Source organism: Sphingobacterium arenae (assembly GCF_014692505.1).
GTDB classification, from domain to species: domain Bacteria; phylum Bacteroidota; class Bacteroidia; order Sphingobacteriales; family Sphingobacteriaceae; genus Sphingobacterium; species Sphingobacterium arenae.
This window is the reverse complement of sequence record NZ_JACNYK010000002.1, coordinates 975,838-990,503: the sequence shown is the minus strand read 5'-3', so window position 1 is coordinate 990,503 and position 14,666 is coordinate 975,838. Positions and strand designations below refer to the sequence as shown.

Below are 14,666 nucleotides of genomic sequence, written 5' to 3'. Positions count from 1 at the left end.
TAAAGATGTGTTCTGACTAGCAGCTGTTTTTGTAAAAAGCTAAACAATTCGTTAAAGCTGCTCAAATTATCATAAATTTGTTTTGTCAAACTACGATACGGACGTGCAGATTATAGATGAACTAAACCGACTGTCTTCCCAACTAACGGGAGAGTTGTTTTATTTACCCGAAAATTCAAAGCATCAGGCGATGCGATTGGCATACGCAACTGATGCTTCTGTGTATCAGGAACTTCCTCTTTCGGTGGCGATCCCACAAGGCAAAGGAGACCTAAAGAACCTTATTTTATTCGCAAACGAACAGCATCTGACTCTCATTCCGCGGACGGCGGGTACCTCACTTGCGGGTCAAGTGGTGGGGAGTGGTATCATTGTCGATGTATCTCGATGCTTTAATCAGATATTGGAACTGAATGTGAAAGAACGTTGGGTACGTGTACAACCCGGCGTTATTCGTGATGATCTAAATAACTATCTCCGGGTCCATGGATTGATGTTTGGCCCAGAAACCTCGACGGCAAGCCGTGCGATGGTGGGGGGTATGATCGGAAATAACTCCTCGGGCCTGCATTCTATCGTCTGGGGAGATACCCGAAAAAACTTGTTAGAAGCCAAGGTACTACTGGATGATACTTCCGAGGTGGTTTTTAAAGCGTTGGATGAAGCTGCACTTTTTGAAAAGTTGGCGTCTCAAACACGTGAAGGGCAAATTTATAGACAGCTGAATGCTTTGCTGTCACGATCGGAAAATAAGCAGGCCATTGTATCGGGATATCCTAAAAAAACACTGACCCGCCGAAATACGGGATATGCGTTGGATTTTCTTGTGGATAATGAGAAACCGTTCAACTTATGTGATTTGCTGGCGGGATCGGAGGGAACGATTGGCATTGTGACCGAAGCCAAGTTGCGCTTAATGCCTCTTCCACCTAAAGAGATTGGTTTATTGTGCGTGCATTTTGCAGATATGGTTGAATGTATGGAAGGCAATATCGTTGCGCTATCTCATCATCCCGAGGCTTCCGAGTTGGTTGATAAGTATATATTGGATTTTACTGTAGGACATCCCACGTATCAGCATAATCGTTTTTTTATTGAAGGTGATCCGCAGGCATTACTCATTATCGAGTTTCGTGCCGAGGAGGAAGCTGAATTATATCGAAAAGCGGAAGCATTACAAAAAGACTTGGCTGAGCGGCATTTGGGTTATGCGTATCCTTTTATTGTAGGAGAGCAGCAAACGAATCTGGTATGGGATGTGCGTAAAGCCGGATTGGGTTTAATCAGGAATCTGCCGGGTGATGAACAGCCGGTAAATCTCATTGAAGACTGTGCTGTATCTCCCGAAGATTTACCAGCATACGTCAAAGATATACAGATTTTGCTACGACAAGAGGGTGTGCACGCTTCTTATTATGCACATGCGGGGGCGGGGGAATTGCATATCGAGCCGTTTATTAATCTAAAAAAAACGGAGGGGCGTAGGAAATTTAGATCAATATTAGAACGGACCACGGATTTAGTGCTGAAGTACAATGGTTCGTTGAGCGGTGAACATGGCGACGGACGCTTGCGGGGTGAGTTTATAGGGAAAGTGTTGGGCGAACAGGTTTATCAATTGTTGCTGGAGACAAAGGCAATTTTTGACCCGCGTGGTGTATTCAACGCCAATAAGATTGTCAATACTCCACCAATGGATACGTCATTGCGTTATGACAAGGTGGTAGACGGCAAGCAGATACAGACCTATTTTGATTTTACAAAAGAGGAGGGAATTCTGCGCCTGGCGGAAAAATGTTCTGGTTCCGGTGATTGTCGAAAAACAGAAATTACCGGTGGCACGATGTGTCCGTCGTTTATGGCGACCCGAGACGAAAAAGATACCACTAGGGCGAGAGCAAATATGCTTCGGCAATTCTTGACAAATTCGACGAAAGCGAATCGGTTTGATCACGAGGAGATAAAGGAAGTGATGGATTTGTGCTTAAGTTGCAAGGCTTGTAAAAGCGAATGTCCCTCGCGTGTAGACGTCGCCAAGATGAAAGCCGAATTTTTACAACATTATTACGATGCGCATGGTGTGCCTTTTCGTTCTTCGGTTATTGCTAATTTTACCAAAAGTCAGCAGTTGGGATCGTACGTGGCTCCGCTATATAATTGGGTGGTTAAAACACCATTACTTGCGAATATGGTGAAATCTATTTTAGGGTTTGCCTCCAAACGTTCATTACCCACTGTCCATTTCACGACGTTGTCGAAGTGGGCGCGGAAACAGCCGGTACAAAATCATAGCCGAAAAGTGTATTTGTTCAGTGATGAGTTTACGGAATATAACGATACAGCTATTGGCATAACGGCACATAAATTGCTGACATCATTGGGGTACGAAGTTATTATACCCCAGCACGTAGAAAGTGGTCGGACGTATCTATCTAAAGGTTTTGTAAAAGAAGCGAAGAAAATCGCAGAAAGAAATGTGGAACTCTTGAAAAATGTGATAACGGAAGATACACCGCTTTTGGGAATAGAACCGTCGGCGATTATCACGTTTCGGGACGAATATATAGACTTGGTGGATGGGCATTTGCGTGACGCAGCCAGCCAGTTGGCGAATAATACGTTGATGATTGACGAATTCCTTATCAGAGAAGTAGAGGCAGGAAGGATTCAGCAAGAGCAATTTACAACAGGGACAAAAAAGGTCAAATTACATGGGCATTGTTATCAGAAAGCGTTTCATTTGGTTGGATATACGGAGAAACTATTGTCGTTTCCTCAAAATTACAGTGTAGAGGTTATTCCATCGGGTTGTTGCGGTATGGCGGGGTCTTTTGGGTATGAAGAAGAACATTACGACGTATCCATGAAAGTGGGAGAGCTTGTTCTTTTACCGGTGGTACGTGCCACTGATGAAGAGATACTAATTGCGGCGGCTGGGACATCTTGTCGCCATCAAATTAAGGATGGCACCGGAAGAAAATCTTACCATCCCGTAGAAGTTTTATACGATGCTTTGGTACAATAAAGCAATTTATTCGTATTTTGCTTGTTAAACTGTTTTAATATAGTACATAACAGAATAAACATAAATATACAGATGAAAAGGACAATTTTAAAAGTAGCTGCGGTCACAATCTTCGTGTCGACATTCGCTAGCTGCGGAAATAACCAAAACGGTAATGATAAGACAACCGAGGACGCCTTGACAGCTAATCTTGCACAGTTTGTGGCAACGTCTACAACGGATAATCCGGCCGTATATTTGTCGTTAGTTAAATCAACGGAAACGGATTCCTCCATGGTGTATGTTGGAAAATCACTGAATGACAAGGATACTTTGGGCTTACAGATTGAAATAATCAAAGATATTTCTGCGGGAATCTTCGAAGATGGAAATGTAAATGAAGAAAATGCCTTCCATGAGGGTGCCATCAAATTTAGTTCCGTTGGCGGGGAGTCCGACAGATTTGTGAAGGCGATAGCGGCTCTTTATGAGCAACCTATTGACGCTGGTATGACCGATGCAACGCTAGAACCGCTTGTTTTTTCTTCCAATAAAACGGTGGTGGATTTAACAGGAAATGGAACGTATGCGTTTAAACTATTTTTTGCGAACAGTGTAGGAGAGGAAGCCGAAGTATTTGCAGAATTGAATCTGTATAACCGCTCCTTTAAAATGTGGGCCAAAGATGCGGCACAATATCCAGGTATATTATCGGCGTTTACAGGGGGGGGTGTAGAATAAGGAATATGAAATACATTTTTCTTTTACTAGCGACCATTGCGGGTGTACTACAATTACACGCCGCAACTGTCGATACAGTAACGGTGAGGAGTACGCGGATGGGTAAAGACATCAAAGCGGTTGTTATTGCTCCAGAGAATGAAAAGGCAACGTCTACACTTTATTTGCTGCATGGGTATTCGGGCAATTATGCTAGTTGGCTGAAAACTGCACCGCATATTAAACAACTTGTTGATACGTATGGATATATGGTTGTTTGTCCGGATGGCGGTTTCAGTAGTTGGTATTGGGATACAGAAAATAACGATTACCAATATGAAACATTTATCACCAAAGAACTTATACCTTTTGTGGAACAGCAATATCAAGTAGGGACGGATCGTGCTAACCGTGGGATAACGGGCTTGAGTATGGGTGGACATGGGGCTTTATATCTTGCATTTCGTCACCAGGATTTATTTGCTTTTGCGGGTAGCACCTCAGGCGGTGTAGATATTCGTCCGTTCCCAAATAATTGGGACATGAAGAAGCATCTTGGTGAGTATCACGAAAAGCCAGAAGTTTGGGATGCGCATACCGTTATTGAATTAACATATCTTATTAAGCCCCAGTCGCTTAACTTGTTTATAGACTGTGGAACGGAAGATTTCTTTTTTGAGGTAAATAATAAGCTGCATGAAAAGCTTACTTACTTGAATGTGCCGCATCATTACCTGACTATGCGGGGCAAACATAACGGTGAATATTGGGCGCGCTCGATAGATTTTCAAATGGCGTTTTTTGCGCAATGTTTTCAAGACCAAAATGCGAAGAAATAAGGGGATAGATGAATAAGTTGTGGTTGATTCTTGTTGTTCTTTTTAGTGCTGTCGAGACTTTTGCACAGCAAATTGTGCTGAGTGGAACCGTTCGTGATGCCGAGTCGGGAGAGACATTGATTGGCGCAGTTGTTTCGGTAGAGCCGGGAGGGCAGGCAGCTAGCACCAATGCATATGGCTTTTATTCGTTGACATTACCTCAAGGTAAACATCAGATTACCTTGAGTTATGTCGGTTACCAATCTTATTCAGAAGAGGTAAATTTAAATAGCAACCAAAGACTGAATGTTGAGCTACGTCGAGGAGATAATACGTTAGAGGAGGTTGTTGTTTCCGCAGAGCGAAGGGATAATAATGTTTCAAATCCACAAATGGGCGTACTTAACTTTACCATGGAAGAAGTTAAGAATGTGCCGGTCGTTTTCGGAGAACGTGATTTATTAAAAACCATACAGCTATTACCGGGGGTGCAGAGTGGAGGAGAAGGGTCGTCTAATTTTTATGTACGTGGTGGCGGTAGTGACCAGAATCTAATTTTGTTGGATGAAGCAACAGTGTATAACGCTTCTCATCTATTAGGTTTCTTCTCTACCTTTAATTCTGATGCAATTAAAGATGTACAGCTTTACAAAGGTGGTATTCCGGCGCAATTTGGGGGGCGTATTTCGTCCGTATTGGACATTGCTATGATGGATGGGAACCAAAAGAAATTAACTACGGAAGGCGGTATAGGCCTTATTGCTTCTCGACTCAAAGTAGAGGCACCGTTAATTAAGGATAAAAGCTCTTTTATGATAAGTGGTCGCCGGACCTATGCGGATATGTTCTTGAAACTTTCAAATGACGATGATGTCAATAAAAGTAAGCTTTATTTCTACGACCTGAATGCCAAACTGAATTTTAGATTTAATGATAAAAATACGCTCTACCTATCTGGGTACTTCGGTAAGGATGACCTAGGCTATTCTGATCTTTTTAATTTTGATTGGGGAAATGCCACAGCAACGGTACGGTGGAATCATATTTTTAACGATAAACTATTCAGTAACACATCGCTGATATACAGTGATTTCAGCTATAATGTGCAGGTGTCCAGCGATGATAACAATTTTGGGATAGCATCTAAAATCCGTAATTGGAATTTAAAACAGGATTTCTCTTACTATCAAAACCCGATAAGTACTTGGCGTTTTGGTTTCCATGCTTTGCAACAGTCCATTTATCCCGCGAGCATAACCGCGGACGAGAATACGTCCGTTAATTCCATTGATGTAGATAATCGCCAAGGAATAGAGGCGGCGGCCTATATATCGCATACTTGGAATCCTGTCGATTGGCTATCGTTATTATATGGGCTGCGCGCCAGTGATTTTATGGTCATGGGGCCGGGGACGTTTTATACATATGATGAGGATGGAGAGGCTGTCGCAGAACAATATTACGGAAAGGGAACCATAGCAAGACACTATTTGAATATAGAACCGCGTTTTTCGGCGAGCTTTCTGTTGAGCGAACAGCACAGTATTAAAGCATCTTATAACCGTATTGCACAAAATCTACATCAATTGACCAACACGACGGCGAGCTTACCCACAGATCAGTATGTGGTGAGTAGCTTGAATATTAAACCTCAAATCGCTGATCAAGTTGCAGTGGGATATTTTCGAAATTTCAAAGACAATCGATATGAATTTTCGCTAGAGACCTATTATAAACACATGGGGAATCAGATTGATTTTCGGAATGGAGCGGATTTACAGGCAAATCAGTATCTAGAGGGGGATTTGTTGTATGGAATCGGAAGAGCGTATGGTGTGGAAGCTTATCTTCGGAAAAGTACCGGCAAACTACATGGATGGGTTAGCTATACTCTTGCTAGAAGTGAACGTAAATTTGATGAGATTGATGCCGGACGATGGTTCAGAGCACGTCAAGATAGGACACACGATGTTTCTGTGGTCGGTATGTATGAACTTTCGAGGAAATGGACGCTAGGCGCGACCTTTGTGTATTACACCGGAAATGCAGTGACGTTTCCGAGTGGTAAATATGAAGTTGATGGGAAAACAATGTTCTATTACACAGAAAGAAACGGTTATCGAATGCCCAATTATCATCGATTAGATCTGTCTGCTACTTATGAACCGGTTCTCTCCGACAAGCGTTTTAGATCAAGTTGGACGTTTGGGATATATAATGCCTACAATAGACGAAATGCGTATATTATCGATTTCCGGGAGAACCAAAGTAATTCGAACATCACGGAGGCGTATAAAATAGCTTTATTTGGTATTATCCCGTCTGTTACGTGGAATTTTAAATTCTGATTATATGACTGTTAAGCGTTATATCTATATACTATGTACACTTTTATTTTTCTCCGCTTGCGAGGAAATAATAGAGGTGGACTTGAATGATGCAGATCCTCGGGTAGTGATTGAAGCGAATCTTTCTGACTTACAATCTACCCAGCACATTAGGGTATCTAAAACGGTTGCCTTTAATGACCCGGTTAACTCGTTGGGCGTAACCAATGCGGTTGTGATTGTACTAGACAGTAAGGGGGGGCATCATGATTTCCAGCATGATCGAGAAGGAAATTATGTAGCTAGAGATTTTACACCAGTCGCAGGACAAAGCTATTCGTTATACGTGGAGGTGGATGGTGAACCATTTCATTCCACTTGTTATATGCAATCTTATGTAGATGTTGATTCGACAGGTATCGTCCGAGAAAATATTTTCGGAGAGAGCTATTATTTTGCGACTTTCAAATTTAATGACCCACCTGACGTAGCTAATTATTATAAATATGATATCTCGATCAACGATGCTAGTTATCGTTTCTCTACGGTGTTTCAAGATAAATTTAATGATGGGTTATATGTAACACACCAAGTTTCTGATTTAGACGCTGAATTGAAGCCAGGAGATTATATTTCTGTGCGGCGCTATTGCATAGACGAAAAGGTGTTTGATTATTGGAATGAATATCAGAGTACGAATCCTGGTTCCGCCGCTCCCGCAAATCCAACATCAAATATATCCAATAATGCATTGGGCTATTTTTCTGTCGCTTCGGCGCAAGAATTCCGATTGCAAATCATGGATACGGATTTTGATTTGGATAATCTTGACGATAGCTTGTTGCCGTAAATTACAATACGCCAAAATCATATCCCGCTCGCTTGAGGTAAGAAATGACCTTTGGTAGTGCGTAAGTTACGCGTGGCAATGCCTTAATATTGTCATGGAACACGATAATAGACCCACTTTTGGCATGCCGGACAACGTTTCGATAACATTTTTCGGGGCTGATTTGCTCATCGAAATCACCGGAAAGGACATCCCAAAAGACCACTTCATACCGTCCGTACAAAGCTTTTAGTTGTGTTTTTTTTGCACGGGCATAAGGTGGACGAAATAATGGTGTTCCGGTTAGTTGTTGGCATTTTGCTATGTTATCCAGATAGATGTTGTCATCTGTATCCCATCCCCGCAGATGATTGTAAGTGTGATTACCCACTTGGTGCCCTTCGGAGAGAATACGCTCATAAATCGATCGGTTTTTTTCTATATTGTCGCCTACACAAAAAAAAGTCGCCTTGATATCATATTCAGCTAATGTATCTAGTATGCAAGGCGTGACCTCTGGAATCGGCCCATCATCGAAAGTCAGGTATATTTTTCGTTCTTTTCTAGACTTATTGAACGTTATTTTTGGATAGTACCATCGTAAAAAAAAGGGTGCAGTAACAAAATACATGTTGATAATATCAGATATTTGTCCCAAATTTAAAAATCATTTTATGCTTAATTAATCAAATGGCACAAAAAATATCCTATTATATTGTATTATTTTCCATTTTGTTCATTATAGGATCCCCTAGGGGATACGCACAGGTTACCTTACAGGAGGCTGTAGAGACAACTTTGGAGCGTAATCTGCAAATTAAACAAGCAGAATTTGGACGTCAAATAAGTGAACAAAATCTTTATCAATCGAAATCAGAGTTGTATCCGAATTTGAGCGTAGGTATTAGCAATTCTTATAATTATGGTTTGACGTTTGACCAAACTTCGGGACAGCTAATTCGTGGGAATGATTGGACGACGAGTGCAGGAGGACAATTATCTTCAAGTGTGTCGATATTTCAGGGCTTCCAGAAAATCAATCAGATTAAAGCAAATAAAATCCAGCTTTCGGTTGACGCAACTGAAGTGGAAAAAGTGAAAAACGACTTGATCTTATCTGTGGTGACAAATTATTTGGAAGCGATTACGAATGGAGAGTTGTATGAGGCAGCTATACAGCAAGTTAAGCTTTCGCGAGAGCAGTTACGTCAGGATAGTATACAGTTCCAAGTAGGGAACAAAACATTGGCTGATTTGGCTCAGGCAGAAAATCAAGTAGCAACGGATGAGTTGAATATCATGTCGTCAGAGAATGCTTACGAACTCTCGTTGCTTAATTTAAAGCAACTCATGGAGCTATCTCCGGATACGACGTTTAGTTTGGAAAAACCAAGTATAGCGGATATTATGGCAGAATATGCCGTGAGCTCGTTCGATGACGTGTTTAAAAAAGCATTACTGACACAGCCAGCTATTGAACAGGCCAGTTATTACAAGGACTTGGCTCGCAAAAATATTGATATTGCTAAGGGGGCTTATTACCCAACGTTAAGTCTAAATGCAGGCTACGGCACAAATTATTCTTCTAGGGCGACGGATATCATTACTGGAGAACAAATGAAGTTTTACAACCAGATCAATGAAAATAAGTCCTTTCAGGGAGGAATCAGTCTTCAAATGCCTATTTTTAATAATAACCGGACGAAGGTAGCTGTGAATAAAGCCAAAATAGGCTATTTACAGGCGGAAAATGAAGAGTCGATAGCCCGTAGAAATCTGGAAAAGACCATTTCGCAGGCTATTTTAGATTTAAGATCTGCCAATAAACAGTATTTCGCTTCACAGGTGGCTTTTAATACATCGAAAGTCGCTTATGAAACCATTAAGGAACGTTATGATGTGGGTATGGCAAATTCGATGGAAATGTTTACCGCACAGACAAATATGAACAAAGCAGAATTTGAAATGATCCGTCGGAAATACGAAATGGTATTTCGTGGAAAGGTCATTGATTATTATATCGGAAACCCTATAAATTTTTAACTATATTTTCATGGCAAAGAAAAAGAGCAACCTTCCTAAAATATTGGTCATCTCTGCAGTAGTAATCTTAATATTCGTTGTAATAGGCAGTAAGTTCGGCTGGTTTGGTGATGGGGGCGTACAACAGGTCGCGGTGGATGAAGTGACGGAGAAAACCATCTCGGAGCTTGTTTCTGCGAGTGGTAAGGTACAACCGGAATTCGAGGTGAAATTGAGCTCGGAAGTTTCCGGCGAGATTATAGAGTTGAATGTTCGAGAAGGACAAGTTGTAAAAAGGGGTGACATATTATGTCGCGTCAAACCCGATTTGTTACAATCCAGCTATGATCAGGTAGTGGCTATGGTCAGTCAACAAAAAGCGCAACTTGCAGCAGCACAGCAGATGTTGAAGCAACAAGAAGCGAGCCTTATCAACGCGGAAGCTATCTATAACCGAAGCCTAGAACTCTTTAATAAAAAAGTGATATCGGCATCAGAAATGGATAAAGCAAAGGCGGATTATGAAGTTGCGCGTGCCACGGTAGAATCGCAGCGTCAACAAGTTGAAGTATCTCGGTTCGGTGTGAATCAATCGCAAGCGCAGTTGCAGGAGGCAGGAAATAGCTTGTCGAGAACAACCATATACGCACCTTCGGATGGTGTTGTTTCTTTGTTGTCCATAGAACTAGGTGAGCGCGTAGTAGGTACAGCACAGATGGCAGGAACGGAAATTATGCGTATCGCCAATATGGCCACCATGGAAGTGAATGTTGAAGTGAATGAAAATGATATTAACCGTGTAAAAGTGGGCAACGAAGCAACAATAGAGGTAGATGCTTTTCAAGGGCGAAAGTTTAAAGGGTTGCTGACCGAAATTTCAAGCTCTTCTACTTCAGCGGGTTCTGAAACTGTGGCAACAACGGCGGAGCAAGTAACGAACTTTAATGTCAAGGTACGTATCGAGACATCTTCGTATGAAGATTTGATAGATGACGATAATAAAAATTCTTCTCCCTTCAAACCTGGTTTATCAGCAACTGTACAGATTCACACGAAATCGGATAAAGGTCTTGTCGTTCCTATCCAAGCAGTGACTGTACGAGAGAATACAAATAAAGCGGATTCGGTAGACAATGCGGATGTAAAAGAATATGTGTTTATACTTAAAGGAGATGTTGTGGACATGACCGAAGTAACCACTGGTATCCAAGACGATAATAATATTATTGTTAAATCCGGATTAAAAGCGGGAGATAAGGTGGTGTCGAGACCTTTTAATGCGATTTCTAAGATTTTGCAAGATGGTACGCGAGTGAAAGAGGTCGATGCGAGCGCTTTAAATTAAAAATATTATGAAAAAGCTGGCCATCCTTTTTGGAATGAGTGAGAACGAACGCCGGGGATTTTTGATGTTTTCGATTCTTATTGGCTTGATAGGAGTGGCCCCCCTCGTATATGGCTTTTATGTGAAACACACTGCCGATGACAAGTTGCTTGTTTTTTCCACGATAGAGGCAGAACTAAAAACGTTTGAATCAAAACCAGAAGAAATTTACGACGTTCATAAGGTAGCAAAGGAATCATTGTTTCCCTTCGATCCCAATAATTTACCTGTGGAGAAGTGGAAAATGCTGGGGTTTACCGAAAAACAAATACAGGTTATTAAAAATTATGAATTGAAGGGAGGAAGCTTCCGTATAAAAGCGGATGTGGCTAAGTTGTATGTTGTTTCCGACGAGGACTTTAAGAGAATAGCACCGTACATTACGTTGCCGGAAACGGTTTCTCCTCTACCCTCGAAGGTGGTTTTTTCATCGAAGGAATCGAAAAAACCGTTTGCAAAAAAAGTAATAGTAGTGGACTTGGCTATAGCAGATACGGCGGCCCTGCAAGAAATTCACGGTATAGGGCCGGTACTTGCTTCGCGAATTGTAAAGTTTCGTGACGCATTGGGTGGTTTTCATCGTATTGACCAGGTAAGAGAGGTGTACGGCATTTCCGAAGAGCAGTTTGAAAGAATGGAATCTTCATTGGCATTGGATGCTCCTACTGTTAAAAAATGGGCAATAAATCAGTTGCCGATAGAAGAACTGGCGCAACACCCTTATATTTCCCGTAAGGAGGCTACGCATATCGTGCGTTATCGGGAGCAGCACGGTGCCTTTGCATCGTTGACTGATTTAGAAAAGGTGTATGCTTTAAACGCCGATTTTTTACGTAAAATTGCATTTTATTTAGATTTTAATTAAAAAGCATGCTAGAAGAACATCTCAAATCTGTGATTCGGGATATTCCCGATTTTCCTCAACCGGGAATTGTATTTAAAGATATTACACCTATTTTAAAAGATCAACAACTCTGTAGTGAGATTATAGATCAGTTGGTTGAATGTTTGCAAGGAGTAGATATTGATGCTATCGCTGGGGTGGAAAGCCGTGGGTTTTTATTCGGTATGTTGTTGGCCAATAGGTTGGATATTCCTTTTATCCCTGTCCGAAAACAGGGGAAGCTGCCCTTTAAGACAGTGTCGGAATCCTATAAGTTAGAATATGGCCAAGCGACGATCGAAGTACATGAAGATGCATTTGCTCCAGGAAGCAAAGTATTAATCCATGATGATTTGCTAGCGACAGGGGGAACGGTGGTGGCTGCTTCCAAGTTGTTAGAAAAACTGGGAGCTGATATTATTGGTTATACATTTATTATTAGCTTGGACTTCTTACAGGCTCAGGGACGCTTGACACGTTTTAGTGATCGGATAATTTCGCTGGTGCGATTTAGGGATTAAAGACGCCTTCGATATGATAATACTTTTCTCCAAGAACCAACACCGACTGATGTTTTTCTAAACTATACCCTTTTTTTTGGGTATAACGGAGTGTTTCATGTGTTTTATAAAGTGAATTTTCAATATTTCGCTGTATACGAAATTCGATTGGCACGCCATTTTCATTATATTCGATTTCAACGGAAGAAATATCAATTTTAGGGTCGGAAGAAGTTATTTTTATTTTATTAGCTGTACTGTCCTTTTCCAATATGCCGGTATAAACTGGTTTGTTCAAATCGATCGATACAAAACTGGAAAGCTCCGTTTCCCAGTCCGCGATTTGTATTTCTCTGGTTTCTGATAAACTGTCTTTGATAACGGTCTTGTTTATAGTAGGGTTTTCCTGTGCCAATCGCGCTATTTCGGCATTAAAATATCCTGGAATATCGAAATGCGCTTCCCTCTTTATCGTTCTTTCTTTCGGGCTGGGGGTACAGCATAAGAACAAAGCAGTAACAACTACCGCCATTACTGCTTTGCCCGATGCTTTTTTATTTTTACACCAATACATCACCATTCATATCTGCTGGAATATTTGCACCCAATAACTTCAATACTGTGGGGGCAATGTCACCCAGTTTCCCATCTTTTATGTGTTTATAATCTTCATCTATCAAGATGCACGGTACCAAGTTGGTTGTATGCGCCGTATTTACAGAACCGTCTTCGTTAATCATAAACTCAGAATTTCCATGATCGGCCAAGATAATAAACGAGTAACCATTTTTCAAGCCTGTTTCTACAACTTTCTTGGTACAGGCGTCTACGGTTTCAACGGCCTTAACGACAGCGTTGAAGACACCCGTATGCCCTACCATATCGGGGTTAGCAAAGTTTAAGCAGATAAAATCGGGTTTGTTTTCCGTTATATCATTGCATATTGCCGTCGTAATACCTTCTGCACTCATTTCGGGCTGAAGATCGTAGGTAGCTACTTTCGGAGAAGGGATGAGCAACCGACGCTCACCAGGAAATTCTTCTTCGCGACCTCCGGAAAAGAAAAACGTAACATGTGGGTATTTCTCTGTTTCCGCAATACGAACTTGTGTTTTGTTTTGACGGCTTAATACCTCCCCTAATGTATTCGTTAGGTTTTCTTTATGGAACACGACATGGACATTTTTAAAGGTTTCATCGTAGGATGTCATGGTTACATAATATAATGACAACGGATGCATGTCATATTTCGGAAAATCTTGTTGTGTTAAAGCAATCGTTATTTCGCGACCACGATCTGTACGGAAATTATAACAAAACACAACATCACCTTCTTGGATAGTGGCCAGTGGTTTCCCATCTGCATCTGTCACCACAATAGGTTTAATGAACTCATCGGTTATTCCATCGTTATAGGATTCCTTCACGGCCTGTAGTGCATCTCGAGTAGACTTGCCGATTCCCTTTGTCAAAAGGTCATAGGTTTCCTTGACTCGTTCCCAGCGGTTATCTCTATCCATAGCATAATAGCGTCCTATTGCACTTGCGATAGTTCCAGTGGATTGGGCTAGATGGTTTTGTAAATCTTCCATATAAGCAAGCCCACCGTTGGGATCGGTATCCCGGCCGTCCATAAATGCATGGATAAATACTTGATCTTGTTGAAGTCCGGTTTGTTGTGCTGCATCACAAAGTGCCTTCAAATGACTAATATGTGCGTGTACACCACCATCAGATAATAGGCCAATAAAGTGTACCTTTTTGTTTTCTGTCTTAGCATATTCAAAAGCTTTTTTAATCACGGGATTGGAGTTGAATTCTCCCTCGTTTGCCGCTTTATTTATTCTTCCCAGTTCCTGATACACGATACGACCACCACCAAGGTTCATATGGCCAACCTCCGAGTTACCCATTTGTCCTTCTGGAAGCCCAACGGCCTCTCCGGAAGCTTCTAAACGAGAATTAGGATAAGTCGCTAGCAAATGATCTAGAAATGGCGTGTTCGCTGCGCTTACAGCGTTTGAATTATCGTCTTTACCGTAGCCTAAACCATCTAAGATTAGTAGCGCTACTCTTTTATTTTCTGAATTACTCACATACAAACTTAGATAAAATGCTTTGTATTCGCGAATAGCTGATACAAAAAATCTATGCAAATATAAAAATCCATCCCAAGGCT

Annotated in this window: 12 protein-coding genes; 9 read left to right on the top strand and 3 right to left on the bottom strand. The window is 41.4% G+C overall.

Annotated elements, in window-relative coordinates:
* Positions 1 to 82 precede the first annotated feature (82 nt).
* The 5 genes from H8B17_RS10450 to H8B17_RS10430 all read left to right on the top strand — a co-directional run bounded on the left by H8B17_RS10450 (position 83) and on the right by H8B17_RS10430 (position 7,719).
* On the top strand, positions 83 to 3,025 hold the full coding sequence (locus H8B17_RS10450) for an FAD-binding and (Fe-S)-binding domain-containing protein (protein ID WP_223816478.1): 2,943 nt from the start codon (positions 83 to 85) through the stop codon (positions 3,023 to 3,025).
* 72 nt (positions 3,026 to 3,097) lie between these two features.
* Positions 3,098 to 3,745, top strand: a complete 648-nt coding sequence (locus tag H8B17_RS10445; protein WP_190309108.1) for a hypothetical protein — start codon at positions 3,098 to 3,100, stop codon at positions 3,743 to 3,745.
* Between the two features lie 5 nt (positions 3,746 to 3,750).
* Positions 3,751 to 4,563, top strand: coding sequence for an alpha/beta hydrolase (locus H8B17_RS10440; RefSeq protein ID WP_190309107.1), 813 nt, complete (start codon positions 3,751 to 3,753; stop codon positions 4,561 to 4,563).
* 8 nt (positions 4,564 to 4,571) lie between these two features.
* Positions 4,572 to 6,890, top strand: coding sequence for a TonB-dependent receptor (locus H8B17_RS10435; RefSeq protein WP_190309106.1), 2,319 nt, complete (start codon positions 4,572 to 4,574; stop codon positions 6,888 to 6,890).
* A gap of 4 nt (positions 6,891 to 6,894) precedes the next feature.
* Complete coding sequence (locus H8B17_RS10430) at positions 6,895 to 7,719, top strand: DUF4249 domain-containing protein (protein WP_190309105.1); 825 nt, start codon at positions 6,895 to 6,897, stop codon at positions 7,717 to 7,719.
* A gap of 1 nt (position 7,720) precedes the next feature.
* Here the strand turns inward: H8B17_RS10430 and H8B17_RS10425 are convergent, their stop codons facing one another.
* Positions 7,721 to 8,356: a polysaccharide deacetylase family protein gene (locus H8B17_RS10425; protein ID WP_317171011.1), complete on the bottom strand. Its 636-nt coding sequence runs from the start codon at positions 8,354 to 8,356 to the stop codon at positions 7,721 to 7,723.
* 32 nt (positions 8,357 to 8,388) lie between these two features.
* Between H8B17_RS10425 and H8B17_RS10420 the strand changes: the two genes are divergently transcribed.
* The 4 genes from H8B17_RS10420 to H8B17_RS10405 are packed head-to-tail and all read left to right on the top strand — an operon-like array spanning position 8,389 to position 12,508.
* Positions 8,389 to 9,741 carry a TolC family protein gene (locus tag H8B17_RS10420; RefSeq protein WP_190309104.1) on the top strand — a complete coding sequence of 451 codons (1,353 nt, stop codon included), beginning with the start codon at positions 8,389 to 8,391 and terminating at the stop codon, positions 9,739 to 9,741.
* A 10-nt stretch (positions 9,742 to 9,751) separates the two neighbouring features.
* On the top strand, positions 9,752 to 11,065 hold the full coding sequence (locus H8B17_RS10415; protein WP_190309103.1) for an efflux RND transporter periplasmic adaptor subunit: 1,314 nt from the start codon (positions 9,752 to 9,754) through the stop codon (positions 11,063 to 11,065).
* 7 nt (positions 11,066 to 11,072) lie between these two features.
* Positions 11,073 to 11,969, top strand: coding sequence for a helix-hairpin-helix domain-containing protein (locus tag H8B17_RS10410; RefSeq protein ID WP_190309102.1), 897 nt, complete (start codon positions 11,073 to 11,075; stop codon positions 11,967 to 11,969).
* Between the two features lie 5 nt (positions 11,970 to 11,974).
* Complete coding sequence (locus H8B17_RS10405; RefSeq protein ID WP_190309101.1) at positions 11,975 to 12,508, top strand: adenine phosphoribosyltransferase; 534 nt, start codon at positions 11,975 to 11,977, stop codon at positions 12,506 to 12,508.
* On the opposite strand, the gene H8B17_RS10400 is transcribed toward H8B17_RS10405, so the two are convergent.
* Both H8B17_RS10400 and gpmI read right to left on the bottom strand, forming a co-directional pair.
* Positions 12,498 to 13,061 carry a hypothetical protein gene (locus tag H8B17_RS10400; protein WP_190309100.1) on the bottom strand — a complete coding sequence of 188 codons (564 nt, stop codon included), beginning with the start codon at positions 13,059 to 13,061 and terminating at the stop codon, positions 12,498 to 12,500. The genes H8B17_RS10405 and H8B17_RS10400 overlap by 11 nt on opposite strands.
* Complete coding sequence (gene gpmI, locus H8B17_RS10395; protein ID WP_190309099.1) at positions 13,048 to 14,583, bottom strand: 2,3-bisphosphoglycerate-independent phosphoglycerate mutase; 1,536 nt, start codon at positions 14,581 to 14,583, stop codon at positions 13,048 to 13,050. Before gpmI ends, H8B17_RS10400 begins: the two co-directional genes overlap by 14 nt.
* Positions 14,584 to 14,666 lie beyond the last annotated feature (83 nt).